The sequence below is a fragment of the Alkalibacterium olivapovliticus genome, assembly GCF_003003275.1.
Taxonomy (GTDB): domain Bacteria; phylum Bacillota; class Bacilli; order Lactobacillales; family Carnobacteriaceae_A; genus Alkalibacterium; species Alkalibacterium olivapovliticum.
In genome coordinates, this window is record NZ_PVTO01000014.1 from 24,830 (window position 1) to 50,578 (window position 25,749).

18 protein-coding genes are annotated in these 25,749 nt (G+C 40.8%); 15 read left to right on the forward strand and 3 right to left on the reverse strand.

From position 1 onward, the window contains the following. Positions 1 to 15: 15 nt before the first annotated feature. From CLV38_RS08105 to CLV38_RS08155, 11 genes are all read left to right on the forward strand, one after another. Complete coding sequence (locus CLV38_RS08105) at positions 16 to 1,710, forward strand: glycoside hydrolase family 43 protein (protein WP_211295447.1); 1,695 nt, start codon at positions 16 to 18, stop codon at positions 1,708 to 1,710. A 125-nt stretch (positions 1,711 to 1,835) separates the two neighbouring features. Beyond that, the gene (xylB, locus tag CLV38_RS08110; protein ID WP_106193856.1) at positions 1,836 to 3,332 is read left to right on the forward strand and encodes a xylulokinase; all 1,497 of its coding nucleotides are present in this window, start codon (positions 1,836 to 1,838) and stop codon (positions 3,330 to 3,332) included. A gap of 352 nt (positions 3,333 to 3,684) precedes the next feature. Then, positions 3,685 to 4,824: a Gfo/Idh/MocA family protein gene (locus CLV38_RS08115; RefSeq protein ID WP_106193859.1), complete on the forward strand. Its 1,140-nt coding sequence runs from the start codon at positions 3,685 to 3,687 to the stop codon at positions 4,822 to 4,824. 25 nt (positions 4,825 to 4,849) lie between these two features. After that, a complete protein-coding gene (locus CLV38_RS08120) occupies positions 4,850 to 5,884 on the forward strand; it encodes a Gfo/Idh/MocA family protein (RefSeq protein WP_106193862.1) in 1,035 nt (344 codons plus the stop codon). An 18-nt stretch (positions 5,885 to 5,902) separates the two neighbouring features. Next, entirely contained in the window at positions 5,903 to 6,985 is a 1,083-nt protein-coding gene (locus CLV38_RS08125; RefSeq protein WP_106193865.1) for a Gfo/Idh/MocA family protein, read from the forward strand. Between the two features lie 39 nt (positions 6,986 to 7,024). Further along, positions 7,025 to 8,410, forward strand: a complete 1,386-nt coding sequence (locus CLV38_RS08130) for a family 43 glycosylhydrolase (RefSeq protein WP_170068849.1) — start codon at positions 7,025 to 7,027, stop codon at positions 8,408 to 8,410. Positions 8,411 to 8,423: 13 nt separating this feature from the next. Then, entirely contained in the window at positions 8,424 to 11,750 is a 3,327-nt protein-coding gene (locus tag CLV38_RS08135) for a glycosyl hydrolase 115 family protein (RefSeq protein WP_106193871.1), read from the forward strand. Between the two features lie 12 nt (positions 11,751 to 11,762). After that, entirely contained in the window at positions 11,763 to 12,896 is a 1,134-nt protein-coding gene (locus tag CLV38_RS08140; protein WP_106193874.1) for a family 8 glycosyl hydrolase, read from the forward strand. A 59-nt stretch (positions 12,897 to 12,955) separates the two neighbouring features. Continuing rightward, on the forward strand, positions 12,956 to 13,951 hold the full coding sequence (locus CLV38_RS08145; RefSeq protein ID WP_106193876.1) for an endo-1,4-beta-xylanase: 996 nt from the start codon (positions 12,956 to 12,958) through the stop codon (positions 13,949 to 13,951). Between the two features lie 30 nt (positions 13,952 to 13,981). Continuing rightward, a complete protein-coding gene (locus tag CLV38_RS08150) occupies positions 13,982 to 14,872 on the forward strand; it encodes a DUF975 family protein (protein WP_106193879.1) in 891 nt (296 codons plus the stop codon). A gap of 32 nt (positions 14,873 to 14,904) precedes the next feature. Further along, complete coding sequence (locus CLV38_RS08155; protein WP_106193882.1) at positions 14,905 to 16,794, forward strand: sialate O-acetylesterase; 1,890 nt, start codon at positions 14,905 to 14,907, stop codon at positions 16,792 to 16,794. A gap of 84 nt (positions 16,795 to 16,878) precedes the next feature. On the opposite strand, the gene CLV38_RS08160 is transcribed toward CLV38_RS08155, so the two are convergent. Together CLV38_RS08160 and CLV38_RS08165 are read right to left on the reverse strand one after the other, a co-directional pair. Next, positions 16,879 to 17,073, reverse strand: a complete 195-nt coding sequence (locus tag CLV38_RS08160; protein ID WP_106193884.1) for a hypothetical protein — start codon at positions 17,071 to 17,073, stop codon at positions 16,879 to 16,881. A 217-nt stretch (positions 17,074 to 17,290) separates the two neighbouring features. Further along, positions 17,291 to 17,500, reverse strand: coding sequence for a hypothetical protein (locus tag CLV38_RS08165; protein ID WP_106193887.1), 210 nt, complete (start codon positions 17,498 to 17,500; stop codon positions 17,291 to 17,293). Between the two features lie 206 nt (positions 17,501 to 17,706). On the opposite strand from CLV38_RS08165, the gene xylA reads away from it, so the two are divergent. Beyond that, positions 17,707 to 19,035, forward strand: a complete 1,329-nt coding sequence (gene xylA, locus CLV38_RS08170) for a xylose isomerase (RefSeq protein WP_106193890.1) — start codon at positions 17,707 to 17,709, stop codon at positions 19,033 to 19,035. A gap of 249 nt (positions 19,036 to 19,284) precedes the next feature. Then, positions 19,285 to 20,952 carry an extracellular solute-binding protein gene (locus CLV38_RS08175; RefSeq protein WP_106193893.1) on the forward strand — a complete coding sequence of 556 codons (1,668 nt, stop codon included), beginning with the start codon at positions 19,285 to 19,287 and terminating at the stop codon, positions 20,950 to 20,952. Positions 20,953 to 21,042: 90 nt separating this feature from the next. Here the strand turns inward: CLV38_RS08175 and CLV38_RS08180 are convergent, their stop codons facing one another. Beyond that, positions 21,043 to 22,410, reverse strand: a complete 1,368-nt coding sequence (locus CLV38_RS08180) for an MATE family efflux transporter (RefSeq protein WP_106193895.1) — start codon at positions 22,408 to 22,410, stop codon at positions 21,043 to 21,045. 213 nt (positions 22,411 to 22,623) lie between these two features. Here CLV38_RS08180 and arfA point away from each other — a divergent pair, with 213 nt between their 5' ends. Together arfA and CLV38_RS08190 are read left to right on the forward strand one after the other, a co-directional pair. Further along, positions 22,624 to 24,120, forward strand: a complete 1,497-nt coding sequence (arfA, locus tag CLV38_RS08185; RefSeq protein ID WP_106193898.1) for an arabinosylfuranosidase ArfA — start codon at positions 22,624 to 22,626, stop codon at positions 24,118 to 24,120. A gap of 89 nt (positions 24,121 to 24,209) precedes the next feature. Next, the gene (locus CLV38_RS08190; protein ID WP_106193901.1) at positions 24,210 to 25,739 is read left to right on the forward strand and encodes a glycoside hydrolase family 43 protein; all 1,530 of its coding nucleotides are present in this window, start codon (positions 24,210 to 24,212) and stop codon (positions 25,737 to 25,739) included. Positions 25,740 to 25,749: the final 10 nt, after the last annotated feature.

Below are 25,749 nucleotides of genomic sequence, written 5' to 3' on the forward strand. Positions count from 1 at the left end.
GCTATATATATGTCAATGATTCAAAATCCAGTATTAAAAGGATTCAATCCAGACCCAAGTATGTTAAGAGTAGGAGATGATTTTTATATCGCAGTGTCCACTTTTGAATGGTTCCCGGGCGTTGTTATTTATCACTCAACTGATATGAAAAACTGGCGTCAAGTGGCGCGACCATTAAACAGAGTTGAACTATTGGATATGAAAGGAAACCCTGACTCAGGTGGTGTCTGGGCACCTCAATTAAGTTATGCCGATGGGAAATTTTACCTTATTTTCTCAGATGTCAAAGTGACATCTGGCAGCTGGAAAGATGTGACCAATTATTTGACTACTTGTGACACAATTGACGGTGAATGGAGCAACCCGGTCTATATGAATCAGTCTGGATTTGACCCTTCATTATTCCACGATGAAGATGGACGTAAATGGTTCGTTAATATGGTATGGGATCACCGTAACGGGAAGCATGATTTTGGTGGCATCGTTCTTCAGGAATATGATGCTGATCAGGAAAAACTGATTGGTGACCGTAAAATCATATACACAGGGACAGATGTTGGGCTGACAGAAGCACCGCATTTATACAAAATCAATGAGTACTACTATTTACTGACTGCTGAAGGCGGTACGATGTATGATCATCACGCCACGATTGCACGTTCAAAAACGATTGATGGACCGTACGAAACGCATCCTGACAATCCGTTGATTTCATCTTGGGGACATCCACGTTTAGCTCTTCAAAAAGCTGGACATGGTTCACTAGTTGAAACTCAAAACGGCGAATGGTATTTGGCTCATCTGACTGCTCGTCCGACTAAAGCACCTGGAGACGTATTACTGATGGACCGCGGATACAGCCAGCTTGGTCGTGAAACGGCTATTCAGAAACTGGAATGGAAAGAGGGCTGGCCTTATGTAGTAGATGGCAATTACCCTAAAGTATCTGTTGAGGCACCAGATCTTCCTGAACAGAAATGGGATGCTGACTTCCCTATTGTCGACCAGTTTGACTCTGAGGAACTAGGGGGTCAATGGCAGACACTGCGCATTCCTTATACTCAGTTTGCATCAGTGACTGATAAGCCTGGAAAATTGAGAATATATGGTGCAGGGGCATTTTCTAACCTGCATAAACAAGCACTTGTCGCCCGTCGCTGGCAGGCATTCGAATTTGAAGCAGAAACAAAAGTATCTGTTGACCCGGTGTCATTCCAGCAGCAGGCTGGTCTGGTCAACTATTACAACACTAAAAACTGGACAAGTCTTCATGTCACCTGGCATGAAGATAAAGGAAAAGTGATCGATCTATACGCTTCAGAACGCGACAACGTGTCTAATCCTTTAGGCAGTGATGTTATCCCTGTTCCGGATGAGGCAGAAGCAGTCTGGTTTAAAGTTAAAGTCGATCAGTACCATTATCAGTTCAGTTATTCATTTGACGGCGAGAAGTGGGAAGAGATCCCGGCAGTATTCGATTCATGGAAACTGTCTGATGAGTATATTCAGGAATCCGGATTCTTTACCGGCGCATTCGTTGGAATGAGCTGTATCGATACTAGTGGTATGCGTCTGGCTGCTGACTTTGACTATTTCCGATATGAAGAAAAAGCGGATGACCGTGACCACTGGACTCAGACACGTCATTATGGAAATGGATCTAAAGGTAAAAGCAAATCTGTTGTGGGCCAGTCCGGCACAACTAAATAAGTAAACTAAAACGAATTGAATAGAGGGGACCGACTTCAACGGAAAGCATTGATCGATTCTAGATTGGAGCTTCCCTTAAAGCTGGTCCTCTATTTTTTATAAAATCAGAGAATGGACGTGTCTATATGAGTTATGTATTAGGTTTAGACTTGGGAACAAGTGGATTAAAAGGAATACTCGTAAACAAAAACGGTAAAATAGTTGATGAAGCTTCTTCTGAGTACCCGTTACTGACACCTGAAAGAGGGCACAGTGAACAGGATCCTGCAGAATGGTTCAGAGCGGCTAAAGAGGTCATGGCAGCTATCTTTAAATCAACACCAGATGCAAAAGACCAGCTGGAAGGTATCAGCTTTTCAGGACAAATGCATACGCTTGTCTTGCTGGATGAAAAGAGCGAGGTGCTCCGTCCAGCGATTTTATGGAATGATGTCCGTACGACTGAACAGTGTGTCACGATCACTGATAAAGTGGCTAACCTGATCGATATCACGAAGAATAAAGCGTTAGAAGGATTTACTTTACCGAAATTACTATGGGTCAAAGAAAACGAACCGGATGTCTGGAGCAAAGTAAATATGTTTTTACTTCCTAAAGACTACCTTGGGTACCGTTTGACTGGAAACAAGCAAATGGAGTATTCAGATGCAGCAGGCACTCTGTTTTTAGATGTTGAAAAGAGAAGCTGGAGCGAGGAAATCGGCCAGGCATTAGATATTTCAACTTCTATATGTCCACCTCTTGTGAATTCAAATGATGAAATCGGAAAACTGGATACAGATCTGGCTAAAGAACTTGGACTGACTGTGGATGTTCCAGTGTATTCTGGTGGAGCAGACAATCCATGTGCTGCAGTAGGTGCTGGTATTGTTCGTCCAGATCAGGGTATGGCCAGTATTGGAACCTCCGGTGTATTCTTGTCTTACGAAGAAACGGGAGACAAAGCATATAATGGACACCTTCACTACTTCAATCATGTGGTCCCTAATGCCTATTATACAATGGGGGTTACTCTGGCTGCAGGAAGCAGTTTAAACTGGTTTAAGAAAACTTTCGCACCTGAAGAAAGCTTTGAAGATTTATTGAAAGGGGTGAAAGACGTCAAGCCTGGATCTGACGGTTTATTATTTGCACCTTATATCTCGGGAGAACGCACACCGCACACGGACAGTAACATAAGAGGAACTTTCCTGGGGATGGATATTGCACATACACGTGATCATTTTGCACGTGCCGTACTGGAAGGAATTACTTTTTCACTTAAAGATTCGTATGAGTTAATGAAAAAACATTCCAACAAAGACTTTAAACAAATTGTCTCTGTTGGCGGAGGCGCTAAAAATCCAGACTGGCTGCAAATGCAGGCAGATATCTTCAATGCGCCTGTAGTGACATTGGAAACAGAACAGGGTCCTGCTATGGGAGCGGCTATGATAGCGGCTGTCGGAACAGGCTGGTTCAGCGATTTCGAGGCTTGTTCAAAAGAATTTGTTCACTATAAATCTGAAGTTAAACCGAATTCGGATACCGTTGCTCAATATGAAAAAGTTTATGCTAACTACAAAGAAGTCTATCCGACTATAAAAGACTTGTCTCATAAATTGGTAACAGACAACGGTTAAATAATTAAAGAGAAAGCTATGATATTTTCTGTCATAGCTTTTCTTTGAATTTAACCAGAATTTCTATGCACATAATAAGTCGGCTTTTAGGTTACTCAAAAAAATGTCAATAGGTCATTTTATATAGTTTAATAAGATTTACAGTTCTGAACTAAAGATAGTAACGATGAAATAGAGTTCAGTCGTATGACAATTGTTTAAACTGTATGTATAGTGTTTCCAATATAGTTCAGCCTCTAGTTGGCGATCTAAACTTGATAAAGTGCAAAGTAAGGACAGTTCAGCCTTCAAAGACTGTCTGAACTAAATAAATGTAGATACCAATAAAACTGAGAAGGAGATTAAGACTGATATGCTTAATGTAGCAATAGTAGGAACAGGCGCTATATCACCCCTTCATTTAGAAGGGTACCTTAAGTTTAAAGATGACGTGACCATTGTGTCGCTGTGTGATATATACCCTGAAAAAGCAGAAAAACTGGCCAGAAAATTTGGACTCGATGTAGCGATATATGACAATCACGAAGAGATGCTGGAAAAAGAAGCAATCGATCTGGTTTCTGTCTGTACTCCACCGTATGTTCATGCAGAAATCGCTATAAATGCGATGAAGGCAGGGGCTCATGCAGTGGTTGAGAAACCGATGGCTGCCTCTCTTAAAGAGTGTGATGATATGAATCGTGTGTCTGAAGAAACAGGAAGAGTACTGTCGATTATTTCGCAAAACCGTTTTACAGATCCCATGATGAAACTCAAACAGCTTCTGGAGGATAAAGTCATAGGGAAAGTTTTGCATACGCAAGTGGATTCCTTCTGGTGGAGAGGTCACAGTTACTATGATTTATGGTGGCGTGGAACCTGGGAAAAAGAAGGTGGAGGCTGCACGCTTAATCACGCGGTCCATCACTTGGATATTTTTAAATGGATGAACGGCATGCCTGATGAAATTACAGCCATGATGAGTAACGTCGCACATGACAATGCTGAAGTAGAAGATATATCAATTGCCATCGGAAAATATAAAGATGGGGGACTGGCTACTTTGACGAGTTCAGTGGTCCATCATGGACAGGAACAACAGCTCATTTTTCAGGGAGAAGACGGACGGATTTCTGCACCATTCAAGGTATACGCGTCTACTTCTCAGGAAAACGGGTTCCCTGAGGAAAATACAGATAAAATGAAGCAGATCTCAGAAATGTACACCAACATGAAAGACCTGCCTTATGAAGGACATACTGGTCAGCTGAATAATGTGATTCAGCATATCCTTGAACAACAGGAATTAGTGGTCGATGGGTATCAGGGCAAAGAAACACTTGAGCTGATCATGGCGATATACGCGGCTTCTCAATCAGGTCAAACAGTCAGTTTGCCTTTGGACCCATCTCATCCGTTTTATACGAAAGAGGGCGTAATGAAACATGCGCCACGCTTTTACGAAAAATCATCTTCGGTTGAAAACTTTGATCAAACTGATATTACAACTTAACTTTATTTCGGGGGGATAAGACGTAATGAATGATAATAAAAAACTGAGAGTCGGAATTATTGGACTTGGAGATGTGTCACCTATCCATATTCAGGCCATTGAGATGAGTGAACACGCTGAACTTGTCGCTGCCTGTGACACAGATCCATCGCTGAAATCAGTAGTCGAAGGCACGCCCTTTTATAGTAATTTCAAGGAGATGCTCAGTGAGCAGGCATTAGATGTTGTACACAACTGCCTGCCCCATCACCTGCATTACCCTGTTACTAAAGCGTGTATTGAAGCAGGCGTTCACGTTTTCCTGGAAAAACCTGTCTCCATTAGTTATGAAGAAGGGAAATTTCAGAAACAACTGGAGGATAATTCCGGTCTGAAGATTTGTGTCTGTTTTCAGAATCGCTATAATGCGACTTTCTTAAAGTTACAGGACTATCTGAATAAAAAAGAAACTGGTAAGGTGACGGGTATTAAAGCACTGGTGACCTGGTATAGAGAAGATAGTTATTACAAGACTAAGCCGTGGCGTCGGACCAAAGCGGAAGTTGGCTATGGCAATATCATGAGTCAGTCGATCCACACATTGGACTTGGTTCAATTACTGGGAGGACAAGTGACCTCAGTAAAAGCAACTTTATCTAAATTACTGGATGTTGACAGTGAAGTGGAAGATACAGCAAGTGCTGTGTTCACTTTCAGTTCAGGTTCACGTGGTTATTTTCATGCCACAAATGCCAATGTCGATAATTCATCAGTTGAACTTCAGGTCAATACTGAAAACGAAACGTTTACGATCAAAGACAGTAGACTATATAGACTGAATAGTGAAGGTGAAAAAGAGCAGCTGGCAGTAGATGATACACTGGAAGGCATCAAGTTTTACTTTGGGGCAAGTCATAAGCTGCTGATTGACCGATTTTATAAAGCCATACTGGAAGATACAGATGACTATGTTTCTGTGGAAGATGCTTTACCATCGATCCACCTTATAGAAATGATGGCCGAGTCATCAAAAACAGTAGTCGAACCCATTACAGTATTACCTAAGTCTTTTAAATCATAACCAAACGGAGGAAATCAAATGACTGAAGTAAGTGGAATGAATCATGCACCAAAAGGCAAACCGGAAGCTGTGGTGTCGAAAGGTGAATTTGTTATAGCTGCAATAGGATTAGATCACGGACATATTTACGGGATGGTTAACGGTTGTGTGGAAGCTGGTGCATCATTGAAGTGGGTCTATGATAAAGATCCTGAAAAAACGGATAAATTTAAACAGGCATATCCGGAGGTAAACATCGCTGAGTCAAAAGAGCAGATTTACACCGATGAAGAAGTGAACATGGTACTGTCAGCTGCCATTGCCAGTGAACGAAGTGCGATCGGGAATGAAGCGATGCGCGCAGGAAAAGATTACTTTGCTGACAAAACTGCTTTCACCACTCTTGAGCAGCTGGATGAAAGCAAGAGAGTAGTCCAGGAAACAGGCAAGCGATTCTTTGTCTATTTTGGAGAACGCCTTCACGTTGAAAGTGCGATTTATGCAGGAGAACTGATTAACCAGGGAGTAATAGGAGATGTTCTTCAAGTCACCGGCTTTGGTCCGCACCGACTGGGTAAAGGGAATAGACCAGACTGGTTCTTTAACAAGGAACAGTATGGCGGGATCTTATGCGATATCGGAAGTCACCAGATCGAGCAATTCTTGTATTATACAAATAATACCGAAGCCGAAGTGGTACACAGTAAAGTAGCCAATTATGCCAATCCTGACAAACCCGGTCTGGAAGATTTTGGGGATGCCACGCTGGTAGGTGGGAATGGCGCTACATTCTATTTCAAAGTAGACTGGTTCACTCCGAAAGGCCTTTCTACCTGGGGAGATGGCCGAACATTTATCACCGGCACAAAAGGGACCATCGAACTGCGCAAATACGTTGATGTGGCGAAAGAAGAATCTGGGAATCATCTTTATCTCGTAACAGAAGAAGGGGAGCAGCATATCGACTGTAACGGAAAAGTAGGCTATCCTTTCTTTGGAGAAATGATTTTAGACTGTATTCACGGAACTGAAAAAGCCATGACTCAAGACCACATATTTAAAGCACAGGAACTGAGTCTCATCGCAGAAGAAAATGCAATCCAGTTAAAACCCAATCTTTGATCAGCTAATTCCGATTAACATAAATTAATGGAGGAAAAGATGAACGCATTCTTCGGAAATCCTATTTTACCGGCTGATGAGTATATTCCAGATCCTGAAGCCCATGTCTTTGGCGATCGGGTCTATATTTATGGCAGTCATGATCAGTTTAATGGAAAAATGTATTGCGAAAATGATTATGTCACCTGGTCTGCTCCTGTCACGGACTTGACCAGCTGGAGATATGAAGGCGTTATCTACAGAAAGGACCAGCATGATTCTCCTTTACAAAAAGGGAAACCTTACATGTATGCACCTGATGTGGCCAAAGGACCAGATGGCCGATATTATTTGTACTATTCAATGGCCGATTCTAGCGTCATGTCAGTAGCAGTGAGTGAGTCGCCAGCAGGGCCGTTCGAGTACTACGGTGATGTGAAAGATGAACAGGGACATGTTTATGGAGAATCTCTAAACGATTACTTCGAATTTGATCCTGCTGTTATTGTGACAGAGAGTTCTATTTATCTGTATTCAGGATCTGGTCAGAAAACAAATGAAAAGAATGGTCATCCTGTCGTGGGTTTGTTCGTCAGAGAACTGGAACCGGATATGCTGACAACAAAAACTTGCCCAAAGATTCTGATGCCGGCAGATGACGACAGATCAGCTCCTAACTTTTTTGAAGGCGCGTCAATCAGACAATTTGACGAGTGGTTCGTGCTGGTCTATATGTCCACAGATTTAACTGGGTTGCATTATGCAATGAGTCACTATCCAGACAAAGAGTTTGAGTATAAAGGAAGACTCCATTCAACTAGCCCTTATGTCCTAAACGGATCGATTCACTCTGATGGAGATCACTTTATTGAAAATAATCATGGCTGTCTCGAAAAAATCAACGATCACTATTTTGTCTTTAATCATAGACATACTAACCGCAGTCATTTTTCAAGACAAGTTGTAGGAGATGTGGTTGAAAGAAAAGAAAACGGCCTGTTTAAGGAAACAGAATACACCAGTCAGGGATTAAGAGGAAAGCCATTTAATGAGCAAGGAATCTACCCGGCTGGAATGGCCTGCAAACTGATTAATACTCTTGACCCAACGAACCCACCATATGTTACACAACATCAGGGAGATGATACTGCAGTCTCCATTATAAAATCAGTAAAAGACAGTTCGATTGTAGAATACAAGTACTTTGAATTCGACCAAACAGTCAATCTTACTCTCAGTTTACGTGGTGAGGCTTCGGGAGAATTGCTTGTGTCTCAAACAGGAGGGCAGACGACTCAAACCATCATACCAATCGATTTGTATTCTGAAGATTGGCTGGAACTGAGTTGTCCACTGAGCGAGCACGGATCACCGTTTGCGCTTAAATTCGAATTTGCAGGAAAAGGATCTTTAGATTTCCACTCTTTAAAAATAGAAAACGGATAAGTTGGAGGACTCTATGTTTTTTGAATCAGATTATATAACATTCGATAAAGATATCCATACGGTCACGATTGCAGATACCACTCAGACATTGCCGGTAGTAGTACTGGACACTGAGCATAAAAGTGTTAAAAGAGCAGCGGGCGATCTGCAGAACGATATTGAAAGAGTCACTGGACATAAGCCTGCATTCAACACTGAACGCCTTAATACGCCTTCTATTATCGTGGGTACAGTTGATAATGACGATTTGCTCAACACTCTTGATGTGGATGTGGAGGAACTAAAAGGGAAGTGGGAAAGCTTTCTCATTCAAACACTCATTTTACCCGATCAGTCAGAGCCGAGTATCCTGATACTGGGAAGTGACAATCGAGGAGCTATTTACGGCGTGTATGACCTTACCGAGAAAATAGGGGTCTCACCATGGCATTGGTGGATGGATGTACCTGTTAAGACCCATGATGCATTATATCTCAAAGAAGGAAGAATCGTGAAGGGAGAACCCAGTGTGGAGTACAGAGGATTCTTTTTAAATGATGAGGGGCCCTCCCTAATGACTTGGGTCAGGAGCCATTTTCCAGACTTCACTCACGAATTTTATGAAAAAATATTTGAATTGACCTTACGTCTGAAAGCTAATTACCACTGGCCGGCTATGTGGGACAGTACATTTTATGAAGATGACGAGAAAAATATCGAAACAGCTGATTTATACGGTGTAGTCATTGGAACTTCCCATCATGAACCGATGAATCGACCGCATGGAGACTGGAAAGCTCACAAAAAAGGGCCGTGGGACTATGCAACGAATAAAGACTACTTACAGGAATTCTGGGCGCAAGGCATAGAACGGTCTAAACCATTTGAAACGATTATCAATTTGGGGATGCGTGGAGATGGAGATGAGCCAATGGGCGGGGATCTGTCTTTCCAGGAAAAAATCGAGTTGATGGAAACAATTATTGCTGATCAACGTCAGATCATACAGGAAACGATGGACAGTCCTGTAGAAGCCGTCCCTCAGATGTGGGCGCTTTATAAAGAAGTCAAAGAGTATTATGACTCAGGAATGGCTATACCTGATGATGTCACCCTTTTGTGGGGGGATGACAACTTTGGGAATATCAGACGATTACCTACTAGCAAAGAACGATCCAGAACAGGTGGGGCTGGTATATACTATCACTTTGATTACGTCGGTGGACCGCGTTCGTATAAGTGGGTCAATACCGTTCCTATACAGAAAACTTATGAACAGATGCAGAAAGCCTATGCTTACGATGCAAAAAAACTGTGGATTGTGAATGTCGGTGATTTAAAGCCGATGGAATTCCAAACTGAATTCTTCCTTCGATTAGCCTGGGATGTCAATGCATTCACACCAGATAATCTGGACATTTACAGCAAAGAATGGGCAGATTATACATTTGGAGAAGAATACGGTGATGATATAGCTCAGGTCATAAGAGATTACGTGAAATTTAATGGGCGTATAAAACCCGAAGTCAATAATCTTGTAGAACAGTACAGCTGGGAAAATGAATATGAAGCTGAGCGTATACTTGAAGAGTTCAGCGCGAGTATTGATCTCGCTGAATCGATCATGAACAGGTTACCTGACAATTTAAAAGATGTATTTTATCAGGTGGGCTACTACCCGGCAAAAGCCTCGTTTACAGTCTTGAAGTTACAGCTGATGGCCAACTTGAGCAAACTGTATAAATCAGAAGGTCGAGTAGCTGCCAATTCAGCTGCACTCGAAGCAAAACGTTTGTTTGAAGAAGATAAACTGCTGACATTTGAATACAACAAGAGGATATCAAATGGGAAATGGGACCATATGATGGATCAGCTTCATATTGGGTATACCTATTGGCAGCAGCCAGATGAACTGATTATGCCGGAAGTTGCAACACTTTCCAGAGACGATATGTTAGAAGAGGAGTTTGGCGTTAAGGTCGTTGGATCAGATCAAACCGACTACTACACAAAGACCCCGCTAACTGTTGATATTTACAACAAAGGTCTGAGATCTGTTGATATAAAAGTTGTATCTGACAAAGAATGGGCCGATGTTGAGTGTTCAGCCTTTATACTATCTGTTCAAAGACGCCTGCAGATAAAAATTGATTGGGAGAAGGCACCGAAAGGAATCGCTGATGTTAAGATTACCTTCATAGGGTCGGACTATCAAACAGAATCAGTCACATTTTCTGTTGATAATCCTGAGGTTCCTCTTTCAGGCGGATATATCCCGATAGATGGAAAAATTGCTATAGAAGCTGAGGATTTTACAGGTAAACAGGAAACCAAGGATCACAAATGGACAGTTCTTCCTGATTATGGGCTAACACAATCATCTATGGCTATATACCCAGTCAACGGTCAACACGACTATACTTTAGAGGAAAGCCCTAAACTATCCTATGACATCATGTTACCTGAATCCAGTGATATCGAGGTGATCATTGTCACAGCACCTTCCCTCCCGTTTGATCCTGACAGAGGAATGCGTCTTGGTTTATCTATAGACGAACTTAAGCCAGAGATTTTACATCCGGGTGATTTGACGCAAAACGGGGAACATGATTCACCAGACTGGCAAAAGAGCGTCATCTACAACTGTCACCATTACAGGAAAGCGTTTAAACAAGTCGAAGCTGGGGAACATACCCTTCATGTGACGTTAGCTGATCCTCAAGTCGTCATACAGAAAATCATTATTGACTGCGGTGGTCTTAAACCGACTTACCTTGGGCCTCAAGCTACGCCGCATGCTGATTATCTGGAAAACTACTCAGTCACTTTACCAGCTAGCCTGCAGGACTATTCGTTTGTTCCAGGAGAACTGATTACTCGCATCGGCTATGTGACAACCTCTGGTTTTTATACATTTGTATCAGAGACAAAGGAAAAATCAACACTGACTATTGATGGAGAACCCACTGATTCATCTGACTTAATCTATCTGACCACTGGGTATCATGACTTTGAAGTATCTCCAGAAACTGGATCTTATAAGATGGTACTTGAAAAGGAAAGTTCGCTTGCAGCTGTTTCCAGGATTCACAGAGGAAAAGCCGATGAGATAATAGTGGATTTAATGCTTCATAATCAGGGAGAGTCAGCTATTGAGTATAAACTGACTGTTTCATTATTAAGTGAGAATCGACAGATTTTTATCGCGGCTTCAAGGGGCACTTTAAAATCTGATGAGCAGCGCCTTGTTAATTTTGTTAAAGACATCGATCCTGCCTCGCTACCGGAACGGTTAACTATAGAACTAGAGTATGAAGGTAACACACGCACAATCAGTCAACCATTAAATAGTTTTAATTGAGGAGACAAGCAGATGACAAAGTTGGAGAAAACAACCTACAGAAATCGATTTAAAGAAGCAGGATACACAGATCAGGAAATCGAAGATAAAATCCAGTTAACTTGGAAGGCGATATTTGTTGAACCTGAAACAAAATTTTATTTTAATGTCGGTGAAGACATGGGCTACATGGTTGATACCGGAAATACAGATGTCAGGACAGAAGGGCAGTCTTACGGTATGATGATGGCTGTTCAGATGGATCGTCAGGATATTTTCGACCGCATCTGGAAATGGACAGATACGTTTATGCGTAATCACGATGGCCCATATAAAGGATACTTTGGCTGGCACGCAACCTTAGACGGAGAAAAAATGAGTGAAGGACCTGCACCAGATGGAGAAGAATTTTTCGCCATGGCTTTATTTCTCGCCTCAAAAAGATGGGGAGATAAAACTGAAACACCCTTCAACTATAGCGAACAAGCCAGAGAACTATTATCTGTCTGCATACACAAAGGGGAAAATGATGAAGAAGGAGATCCGATGTGGAACCCTGAGAATTATCTGATCAAGTTTGTTCCAGACTGGGAATTTACTGACCCGTCTTATCATCTGCCTCATTTTTATGAGTGTTTCTCAGAATGGGCGAATAAAGAAGACCGTGACTTCTGGCGTAAAGCTGCAGCAGCGAGTCGTGCGTTTATACCGACATCAACTCACCCTGAAACAGGAATGAATCCAGAATATTCTTATTACGACGGTACACCTAATCCGGTCAATGACCATGGCGATTTTTACAGTGATGCTTACAGACTTGCGGCAAACGTAGGCTTGGATGCTGAATGGTTTGGTAAGCGTGAAGATTATGGTACGATCATTGAAAATCTGCTCACCTTTTTCGATGGTAAGGAACTGGACGACTATCAGAAATATGTCATTGATGGAACCGAAACAAGTGAACCGTCTCTTCATCCGATCGGACTGCTTTCAGCTAATGCAATGGGAGCATTGGCTTTAAATCATTCAGAACTGACTGACCGAATCGTCAAACAGTTTTTCAATACGGCTCCTCGAGAAGGTAACCGACGTTATTATGATAACGGGTTGTACTTTTTCACAGTATTAGCACTGAGTAGACGCTACCGGATGAACTGGACAGATTAGAACGTTTAATATGTTAATGACCTTAAACTAATGAAACAGACTAAAGGAGAAATGACAAAATGACTAAGCAATTATTGACTTTAAAAGATGCGTATAAAGATTACTTCAAAGTAGGAGTAGCCGTTAGTCCGGAAACACTTGAGAGAGACGGGGACCTGATCATCAAGCAGTTTAACAGCTTAACAGCTGAGAATGTCATGAAACCTGAGGAAGTACAACCCGAAGAAGGCACTTTTACATTTGATAAAGCTGACAGTATCGTTGACTTTGCTAAAGCCAATGATATGATGATGCGAGGACACACTCTGGTCTGGCACAATCAGACTCCTGAATGGGTATTTAAAGACGGAGATAAAGCTGCCAGCCGTGAACTAGCCCTGGACCGTATGAAGAAACACATAGATGTGGTGATGAATCACTTTAAAACACCCTTCTATGCATGGGATGTCATCAATGAAGTGATTGCTGATGAAGGAAATGACCTGTTGCGTGAATCGCCGTGGCGTTCTATAATTGGAGACGACTACGTACAGAAGGCTTTCGAATTTGCAAGACAAGCAAATCCTGATGTCGCTTTGTATTATAATGACTACAATGAATCTCATCCTGCTAAAAGAGATAAAATTTATTCTATGATTAAAGATATGATGGATAAGGGAACACCAATTGATGGTGTTGGACTGCAGGCTCACTGGGGTCTTGAAGATCCTAGCCTGGATAATATCAGAGCCGCAATCGAAAAATACGCATCACTTGGTTTAAAACTGCAGGTCACTGAAATGGACGTGTCTGTCTTCAACTTTGGTGATAAGCGTACAGATTTGACTTCACCAACCGATGAGATGATGGAGAAACAAGCTGAACGTTACGATGCCTTTTTCTCATTATTCAGAGAATACAGCGAACATATCGACTCCGTAACGTTATGGGCTGCAAGTGATCGCTACAACTGGCTGGATGATTTCCCAGTACGTGGACGCAAGAACTGGCCGATGTTATTTGATGTCAACAATCAACCGAAAGAGAGCTTTAACAAAGTCGTCTCTTTTAAATAATCAACCGGGTATTAAGGAAGGAAGAAGAACATGACAATAGCAATGCTTAGAGGACACGCTTCAACGGAAATGAAAGGAAACCGATTAATTCTAATGGTAGGTTATGTTCTATCATTGGTAACATGGACGTTGACTGCTCAAATCTTCATTACTATTTTTGGATTTGACCGAGCCTTTTCTATAATTGATCTTTTCGTTGAAGGATGGAACAATTTTTCATGGACTCATCTGTTATTACCTGTTCTTCTTATTATTCTGTTTTTACTAGGCGATATGCTCCACATGAGCTACCGCTGGTTTGGGCTGGATCTGTTAATGGGCAAAGAACTGGACGTCAAAAGAGTCTTTCAAGGCTTCCAGAAAGAGAATGGTAAAAAGCTGTTTTCACTGATCGCGCTAAGAGGAGTGATTGTGCTGGGGTGGACGTTACTATTTGTCCTGCCAGGAATCTGGAAGGCTTATCTCTACAGTCAGGCAGCAAATTGTCTGAAAGACGATCCGACATTAAGTTCGATGGATGCTTTGAAGAAGTCTGAAGAGTTGATGAAAGGGAACAGCTACAAATATGCGATTCTCCAAGGTGTTTTCGCTCCGTGGTATGTGGTCCCGATTGGACTGTTCGCATTTTTCGTCTGGAGTAACCGAAGTGAACTTCAAGTGGGACTGGAAATGGGACAAGAAGGAGCAGAACTGATTTTTGGAGTTGTACTGGCCTTTCTTCTGATTATCGGACTCGTTCTACTCTTGTTTTCTCTATACATCGAACCTTACAAGATGGTATCAAAACAAGCTTTTTACCAGTTTATAGCTCATCCTGCGGTAGAAGATCCTTATGATGACTTTGAGAAAGAGCTGATGGATCGTCAAGGAATGAAAGGCAAACGAAATCAAGGAAAAACTAATCAACGAAAAAAATTATAGTACCTATTATCTTATGAAAAGAAGGAAACTGCATGAGTATAACAGATCAGCTCAGATTACCGAATACGTTAAGCGATGGCATGATTATTCAGCAACAGAAACCGATTTATTTTTCAGGAAAAGATAAAGCTGGTCTAACGCTGTCAGTCGAGTTTAATGGACTTAAAGAACTGACCATTGTGGATGAACATGGGAACTGGACTCTATCTTTTCCATCTATGGAAGCTGGAGGCCCCTTTACTGTAACAGTATCAGGGTCAAGTGAAAAAATTATCTCTGATGTGTATCTTGGCGAAGTATGGCTAATCGGTGGGCAGTCGAATATGGAATTGCCAATCAACCGGACGTACGATGAGTTTAAAGAAGAGATAGACGCAGCTCATTATCCTCTGATTCGCCAGTTTCATGTTGAAACGGATCTGGCTTTTGAAGGACCTAAAGACGTAATGGAACAGGGAGAATGGAAGTCAGCTGTTCAGGAAAACATTCAGGATTTCTCTTCACTCGGATTCTTTTATGCGAAAAAGTTACACGAAGAGCTAAATATACCAGTAGGCATTATTCACACAGCTGTTGGGGGAACACCGGTCGAAGCGTGGATGAAAGAAGAGACGCTGCGCTCCCTTGGCAGTTATGACGCCGAACTGGACTACTGGAAAGATCCAAACAATGTTGAAGCAGAAATTATAAAAGATGCTGATATAACAAAAACCTGGTATGATGACTTGAATCAGAACGATTTAGGCTACACCGAAGAGGTCAAATGGTATGAAGAGACTTTGGATGATCAATCCTGGAGAGCTGTTTCGGTTCCATTTATGTTTAAAGATGTGGAGGACTTGTATAGCTTCTCTGGAGTTGTCTGGTTCAGGAAAACGTTTTTTGTGACAGAAGACGATTTGATATCTGATTCGTTCAGGATCAGACTAGGCTCACTGATCAACGGAGATGAGACCTATTTAAACGGAAAGAAAATAGGGGAGACGGGCTACCGCTATCCGCCGCGTAAATACCCTATAAAATCATTAGATTTGAAATCAGGAATGAACACTCTTGTCGTTCGTCTGTCGATCGATGCAGGAAATGGTGGATTTATCCCCACTTTTCCTTACGAAATCGAATTAGGGCATAAAACGATTGATCTGGAAGGGCGCTGGTCTTATAAAATCGGCTACCGTAAGGAAAAGATCGAACCTATGCTGTTCCTCCACTATAAACCGTCAGTACTCTACAATGCGATACTTCATCCGTTAAGAAATGTGTCCGTTCGTGGATTTTTGTTCTATCAGGGCGAGTCCAACACGGGACAACCTAATGGATACAAAGATTTGATGAAACTGATGATTGCTGACTGGCGTGAACTCTTTAAAGATGACGTCCCATTTTATTATGTTCAGCTGGCTAATTATATTGACCCTGCTGGAGATGGTGATGACCACCAGTGGGCGGTTCTAAGATATGAACAGGACCGTGTCCGCTTCGAAAATGACAAGGTGGAAATGGTGCCGGCTTATGATTGTGGCATTTCTTATGAACTTCATCCACATGATAAAAAAACGTTAGCACATCGATTAGCTCACGTTTCTTTATATAGAGACTATGGAACTGGCCAGCCCTATGAAAATATTGAAATATCTACTATTTCTCATGAAGGAAATCTTATACGCTTGACCATCAAAAATCTGACTGGGAATCTGATTCAATCTGCGCTTTCACCTGAAATTGAAATAGAGATCAGTGGTGCTTGGGTTCTGCAAAGTGAATTTTCTATAAAAGCAAATGCGGTTGAACTACTTGTTGAAGATTCAGTTAGAGATGCGATTACCGGCGTGAGGTATGGATGGCGTAATGATCCTAAAGGGTATCTATATGATTCGGAATCTGATTTACCTCTTTTACCTTTTACATGTCCTCTAATTTAAGCACAATAAAACGTCTGATTCGGTGATTATAAGCCGAATCAGACGTTTTAATTTTTCACTACATCAATTATAGATTAGTAAACACTAGTCATTATTCTTTTTTTCCTGCTTAGTATTTTCTAAATCGTCTACTTTATCGAGATTAAATGGTTTTTCATCCTCTGTGGCAGCTTCTTTAGCCTTTTTGTTCTCTTCAGTAGAGTTGTCTTCCTCTTTAATATCTTTAGCAATATCAATGGGCATAAACTGACTACCCGATTGAACAGGTCCATTCTGCATAGGGGCAAACTCCTTTCAATTATTAAAGTCAGCCTATCATATTTAAATAGACAGCGCTAACAAAATGCTCTAAGGGTATAGTTTTGTACTACAAGAGCGGTTAAGTTTAATTTCAAACCATTGATATAAAAAGAGTCCGACCTGGAAGTGGCTATAAACCAGTGCGGACCCTTTTTCAATTGAAACCTACACTAAAAAGAGTAGCAGGGTGATAAGGTTACTCTTTGTTATTTTCATCCTTGGATTTTTCCAACTCATCTACTTTATCTACATTAAATGGTTTAGCATCATCTGGATGAGATTCTTTTTCTTTTTCTTCATCAGATTTTTCAACTTCACCATCAGCTAATTCCTTTTTAGTCTTTTTAGCTGCCTCTGCATCTACTGGAAGAGAAGGGTTTCCTGACATTGACGGATCATTTTGCATAAACTAATCAACTCCCTTAAATTTATAAAAACAGTATATCACAATGAGTTCAATAACGCTTTCATACTGCTTACTGCAAATAGAAATTGAAATAGTTAAAATAATTCAGAAAAAGTTATTGACACCGTTTACAGAATAGGGTATTGTTAGTTAGTAAGTTAAACCAACTAACACTTATATATAAAATGAGAGGAGAAATAGCTTATATGGCATATTTTGATAATATTAGTAAAATTAAATTTGATGGACCACAATCTAAAGATCCATTAGCATTTAAATTTTACAACCCTGAAGAACAAATCAACGGAAAATCAATGGAGGAAACACTGAAATTTGGTGTGGCTTACTGGCACACATTCATGGAAGATCTATCTGACCCATTTGGTGTTGGAACTGCAGAACGTCCATGGGACAAATACTCAGATCCAATGGATAGAGCAAAAGCTCGCGTTGATGCAAGTTTTGAATTCTTTGATAAATTAGGCGTTCCATATTTCTGTTTCCATGACTTTGATATCGCACCTGAAGGAAGCAACTTAAAAGAAACATTAGCTAACCAAGATGTCATCGTTGATATGATGGAAGACTACATGAAAGACAGCAAAGTGAAACTGCTTTGGAATACAGTAAATAACTTTACTAATCCAATGTTCGTACACGGAGCTTCAACTTCAAGCAATGCTGATGTATTTGCATATGCAGCTGCAAAAGTGAAAAAAGGCCTGGAAGTTGGGAAACGTTTAGGATCAGAAAGTTACGTATTCTGGGGCGGACGTGAAGGATATGAAAGCTTACTTAACACTAATATGGGTCTTGAACTGGACAACCTGGCACGTTTCTTCCACATGGCTAATGACTATGCGAAAGAAATCGGCTTCGATGCTCAATTCCTGATCGAACCTAAACCAAAAGAACCAACAACTCACCAATATGACTTTGATGTGGCTCACGGTTTTGCATTCCTGCAGAAATATAACTTACAGGATGTATTCAAATTCAATATTGAAGCTAACCATGCAACTCTTGCAGGACACAGTTTCGAACATGAATTACACTATGCACGCATTAACGGCATGCTGGGTTCTGTAGATGCCAACCAGGGTCACCCTCAATTAGGCTGGGATACAGACGAATTCCCATCAGATTTATACGCTACAACACTAGCAATGTATGAAATTCTGAAAAATGGTGGACTTGAAAAAGGTGGATTGAACTTTGATGCTAAAGTTCGTCGTACATCATTCAAACCGGAAGACTTATTCAAAGCTCATATCGTAGGAATGGACAGCTTTGCACTTGGCGCTAAAGTAGCTCAACGTTTAATTGATGACAAAGCACTTGAGTCAATTGTTGAAAAACGTTACAGCTCGTTCAATCAGGGTATTGGTAAAGAGATCGTTGACGGAAAAACAGACTTCAAAAAATTACAGGACTACGCTCTTAAACTGGACAAAGTTGAAAACGAATCTGGTAATGTAGAAGTCATCAAGTCTATCTTGAATCAGTATTTAGTTACGACAATTGCTCAAGGGTAACAGACCGTTTAATTATTAAAATGAAATAATGATTATAAAGCACTGCACAGATTACTAAACATTAATCCTTGTGCAGTGTATTTATACCATGAATTATTATCTCTAATTGATGATGCTTGAATACAGATTATCATATTAAATTTCTACTCAATTAAAACTTGCTATTGTAAGCGGAATCAATCAGTTTTTTCAAACTAATTAAACACTAAAATACTATAATCATTCTAATGATTAAAATGGAGGAAATTAATGAGATCTTTATCAAAAAAATATTTACTGACTAGTGCAACTTTATGTGGCGCTTTACTGCTGGCGGCTTGTAACGGAGATGCTACTGGAAGTGAATCCGAAGAGGAAATCACTGAAGACGACATTGGGTCAGTTGGGGCAATGGAAAGTTTTGAAGTTGGCGATACCTTTGTGGCTACAGAACCATTAGATATTGGTATTCTATACAGAGATCTTCCTGCTTATCCACTGGAAACAGACTGGATGTTCTTTCAGGAGCTAGAAGAAAACAATAATGTTACTTTTGACATAACTAGTGTCCCTCTATCAGATTGGGAAGAAAGACTTAATGTAACGATGGGTGCAGGTGATTTACCTGATTACTCTACAGATATCTGGTCTGGTCACGAAACGCCATACGTTCCTTCAGGTACTGTACTGCCTATCTCTGACTATACTCACTTGATGCCTCACTTCCAGCAGCGTTTAGAAGATTGGGAAGGTGTTAATGAGCAGATTGAAAACATGCGTCAGTTAGACGGAAAATACTATGTATTACCTGGAATCAATGAAAATATTCAATTTGACTTCAGTATGAAATACAACCAGACTGTATTTGAAGAATATGGTATTGAAGAACCTCAATCTTGGGATGAGTTAAGAGACGCACTAGTCATACTAAGAGATGAAACTGGAACAACTCCACTTACTCTATGGTGGCAGGGAAATGCCACGTTCAACTTTGGTGGAGGATCCTTTGATACTATAGGTGGATGGGGTTCAATGGATGGGGCTATGTATGATCCTGATACAGAAGAATTTGTTTATGCTCCAATGCAACAAGGCTACAAAGACATGATTGAATACTTCGCTGGCTTAACTGAAGATGGATTAATGGATCCAGAAGCATTGACTCAAGATGATCAGATGGCTAGAGGTAAATTGATCAACCAGGAAGCGTTTGTCAGTTCCGGTAACATTGGGACAATTACTGATGTTAATGAAGGACTTGATGATCAGTATGGCGAAGGTGAATTTGAATTTTCAAGATTACCGATCCTGGCTGGACCAAACGGACAGGTTATGCGTGGAGGAAACACGAACAGTGGTATCATGCTCAGTGCTGATGTTGCTGAAAGAGATGACTTCTTAGCACTACTACAATACATTGACTGGCAGTACTACAGTGACGAAGGAACTGAATTCGCTCACTGGGGTGTTGAAGGTGAAACATTTGAATACACTGACGATTTAGTCGGTGGATACAAACCGGTAGATGGAATCCGTTATGAACGTTTGAATGTTGGAGCTCCAGAATCGTTGCAAGAAGATTATGGTTTCGGTAATGCAGCTTTTGCTTACGCCGGACCAGCACACATTCGTCAATCAATCATGGAAGAAAAAGAATTCAACTATCAGACTCGCATGAATGAAGAAGTTGAAATCCTTTTACCGGATCCGCCACGTCCAATGTCACCGGCTGATCAGGAACAGGCTTCATTGCTATCTACACCGTTACTAGATACTGTAGACCAATATACATTCAGATTTGTTACAGGACAATATTCTATGGACCGATGGGATGAATTCATGGAAGAACTTGAAGCTCAGAACGTTGATGCTTTCATGGAATTAGTGAACGAAGCTTACGCTGATTATCAGGAAGCTGTAGAATCCGCAACTGAATAATTCTGTGATGGAATAAAATAGAATAGAAAAAACCACTCGGTTAGTTAAAAGACAATTAGTGTCAGATAACTATGCGAGTGGTTTTTTTGCTTATAATGAAGGACTGACAAGGCGCTTATTCATCCAGCGTTTTTGTTTCCATCTGAAGAACATCAAAAGACTTCTGATCCACTCATCAATAAGCATGGCACACCAGATGCCAGGAAGACCCAAACCGAGTACTATACCGAAGAGGTAAGCGAGAGGGACCATAACAGCCCACATGACCGTTACGCCGATCATGACTGGGAATTTTGCATCACCAGCGGCTCTTAACGCACTGATGATGACTAGATTACCTGTACGGGCAGGTTGAAGCAGCAGCTCAATAAACAAAATGGAGGATCCTAAGGCAATGATGCCAGGATCGTCAGAAAAGAAACCGAAAATTTGTCTACCGAATATGGCGAACAGACTACCAATTATAATCGTCACAATAACAGCGAACTTCAAACCGGTAAACATATAGTGATAAGCTTCATCCTGTTTGCGTGCCCCCACGAGCTGACCGATAAAAATCTGCATGCCTTTTGCGATCGACATGGAAAATATCACGAGCACGGATAGGAAAGTGTTTGAATAGACTCTAGTGGCCAGGGCTGTTGCACCCAGCGTCGTAATCATGATAGTTAATACAATCTGACTAACATTATAGGATAATTGCTCACCAGCTGAGGGAATACCGATCCCCAGAATTTTTGCTGCATATTTTTTCTTCAGATTAAAGAACGACTTAAGCGGTATTTTAACAGGCATTCGCTTGAACAACAGCATCAGCATCCCTATCATAATAATAATTCTAACGACGGCCGTGGAAAGAGCCACTCCTGTAACTCCTATGCGAGGAAATCCCAATGCTCCAAAAATGAAGACGTAATTACCGAATACATTTAGTACATTCATTATCAAGACTGAAATCATGACATCTTTGGTGTATCCCATGGCTTGAAGAATAGAAGAGACAGTTAAGATTAAGGCTTGAGCGAACAATGCGAATCCGACGATCATGGCATAACTGTTTGCATAAGCAAATAATTCAGCCTCCAAAGCAAACAGATTCAGTAGGAAATGCCGGTTAAAGCCGACAAACAGACTCACTGCCAATCCGAAAAGGAGGTTGATTGAAATAGCACTGGCAATTGTTTTTCTGACCCCATCTTTATCTCCGGCCCCAACATATTGGGAGACCACCACTCCAGCGCCCATAGCCGTAAAATTGAACATGACGAACATGAACGTCATCAGCTGATTAACGACTCCTATAGCAGCAACTGCCTGATCGGATACAAAACTAAGCATAAAGACATCCGTCATCTTCATCAGCATCTGAAGAAATACCTCTATAAATATTGGCCAAGTGATCATAAACATGTAGCGTCTGGCAGAAGAAGGGTTCTCCAGAGTAATTCCTTTTATCATAATTTTCATCATCCTTAGTTGTTCTAAAAAATAAGTACATGAAGAATTTTACCACTTGAATAATATATAGCAAGGTAAAAAGCCCGGAAACTAAAGGTTTCTTCAAACTGGTAAGTATGAATAGTTTAAACGACTCAAGGAAACGCTTGCAGCATGGTACAAGGCATGCTATATTATTCTTAGTGGTACGTACAATTACACAGGGGGTCAATAATGAAAGCTAAAATCAGTACACATAAAAATCAAACTGTATCAAAAATAGATCCAAGAATATATGGATCATTTATTGAGCACTTGGGACGAGCGGTTTATGAAGGAATCTATGAACCAGGTCATCCGACTGCTAATGAACAAGGATTCAGACAAGACGTTATCGATGTTATTACCGAACTAAATGTTCCATTAGTCAGATATCCTGGAGGAAACTTTGTATCTGGATTTAAATGGGAAGATAGTATTGGACCCAGAGAAGAGCGTCCAAAACGTCTTGAACTAGCATGGAAGTCGATTGAAACTAATGAAGTAGGGCTACATGAATTTATGGAATGGTCAAGAGAATCCAATACAGAGGTCAATATGGCTGTTAACCTTGGAACTAGAGGAATCGATGCAGCACGTAATCTGCTTGAATATTGTAATCACCCGGGGGGTACCTACTGGAGTGATTTGAGAAAAGAAAATGGTGATGAAGCGCCTTTTAATATTAAAACGTGGTGCTTGGGTAATGAGATGGATGGTCCTTGGCAAATTGGCGCCAAAACTGCTGATGAATATGGCCGTCTTGCAGAAGAAACGGCTAAAGTGATGAAATTAGTCGATGATTCAATTGAAGTCGTTGTGTGCGGAAGTTCATCAAGTAAAATGCCAACATTCGGTGAATGGGAATATACTGTTTTAGATCACTCATATGAATCAGTTGACTTCCTCTCATTGCACCTTTATTGGGAAAATTTCGAAAATGACCTTCCTAATTACTTGGCAAAATCAGTTGAAATGGACCGCTTCATTAAAGACGTTGCAGCAATCTGCGACTCAGTGAAAGCTAAAAAAGGATCAGACAAACAAATCAATTTATCCTTTGATGAATGGAATGTCTGGTATCACTCTAAAGATGCGGATGCAAAACGCGAACCTTGGGATATTGCTCCGCCGTTGCTGGAAGACATTTACAATTTTGAAGATGCTTTGCTTGTCGGATGTGGATTGATTACTCTTTTAAATAATGCTGACAGAGTAAAAATTGCTTGTCTTGCACAATTGGTCAATGTTATTGCACCGATTATGACAGTCAAAGATGGCGAAGTATGGAAACAGCCAACATTTTACCCGTTCATGCAGGCATCGAATTTTGGAAGAGGCAAAGTATTGAGCGCGATGAATGAAGGGCCAACATATGACTCAGTAGAGTTTAAAGATGTTCCTTATCTAGAATCGACAGTCATTCACAATGAAGAAAATAATGAAGTGGTCATATTTGCTGTTAACCGATCGGAAGATTCTTCGCTGACAATCAATACTGTTTTGGAAGGATTTGAGAACCTTTCTATCATAGAGGCTACTGAACTTGCAGATTATGATCCTAAATTAACAACTCAAGAAAAACATGATGCAATGGAACTTAAGAAAAACGATCGAATAGAAGTTGATGGCATAACTGTTTCAGGTCAACTCAAACCATTATCATGGAACATGATTCGTTTAGCATACTAAACAGTTAGACATGAAAAAATATAATCTAAACAAAACAAGTTCAGTGATTATCAGTGAACTAGTTTTGTTTTCTATTAGAGGAGACTATCATGGAATCAATTCCAGTAAAAAATCCAATTATTCCTTTGGACTACCCAGATCCAGATATCATTAGAGTGGGAGATATGTACTACATGGTATCGACCACTATGTATTTTTTCCCTGGATGTGAAATTTTAAAATCAAACGACCTTGTTCATTGGGAACATGCTTGTTATGTTTACAGTCATTTAGACAGTACTGACGCTCAAAAGTTGAGTGATAATAAAAATATATATGGTAAAGGGATGTGGGCTGCAAGTTTGAGGTACCATAATGGGACTTTCTATGTGTTGTTCGTTGCAAATGATACCCAGAAAACGTATCTGTTTACTACAAATGATCTGACTAAGGCATGGAATAAGCGATATTTAGAAGGGTTCTATCATGATGCTTCCTTACTATTTGATGATGATGGCCGAGTTTTTATTGTCTATGGCAACACAGAAATTTGGCTAACCGAATTAAATAGTGAGCTTTCTGGACCGAAGAAAAACGGTTTACATCGTCTGATTATAAACGAGAAAAATCCGATGCTTGGACATGAAGGTGCTCATTTTTACAAAATCAATGGCCGTTATTATATATTTTTAATACGTTCCTTACCAGACAGATGGATGCGAGTGCAGTCCTGTTTTACCTCCGACTCAATTGAAGGGGAGTTCAAAGGAAGGGATATTTTAAGTGATGACAGAGGCTATACTGGTCAAGGAGTCGCACAGGGGGGAATAGTAGATACCCCTCAAGGAGACTGGTATACAGTTCTCTTTCAGGATATGGGTGCTGTCGGCAGGCTGCCGATACTTGTACCATTTAAGTGGGATAATAACTTTCCGGTAATTGGGGAAGATGAGAAAATACCCGACTCGTTTTCAGTTCAGGTACCAGAGAGTCGTAAGTATAATCCTTTAGTCGGAAGTGATGATTTTAAAGAATCGACTGAGAGTTATTATGGTTTGAACCCTTTTTGGCAGTTCAACCACGAACCGGATGAAGAATCTTTTATACTGAATCATACTAAAGGTTACTATGAAATGACGAATCACTACCTGGTTGACTCGCTTCTTCAGTCGAAAAATACCCTGACACAGCGGATGCTATATCCTAAGAGCAGTGCCGAAGTAACGGTAGACTTCAGCAGGCTAAAAGATGGTGATATAACTGGCCTGTGCGCACTCCAGGGTGCTTATGGGTTTATTGCGGTAACTAAAAGAGAAGGTAAGTGTTATTTGACGATGAATTCTGTTAGCCAGTCTGAGGATCCTGTGCATGTAGAAGCGTATTTACCCGAAAGAAAGTGGGAAGAAATCGAGCTGGTACAGGCTGAAGTAGAGTTGAAAGCGGTGGCTGATTTCACTGATGGTAGGGATGAAGTGACATTTTACTATAAAGATAATAATACCTACAAGCAGATGGGGCCTGCGCATAAAGTATATTTTAAACTGGATCATTTTACTGGATGCCGATACGGGCTATTTAGTTATGCAACCAGGGATATCGGTGGTAAAAGCCGATTTAGTCACTTCAAATACTCAAAGTAACCCTCTAAAA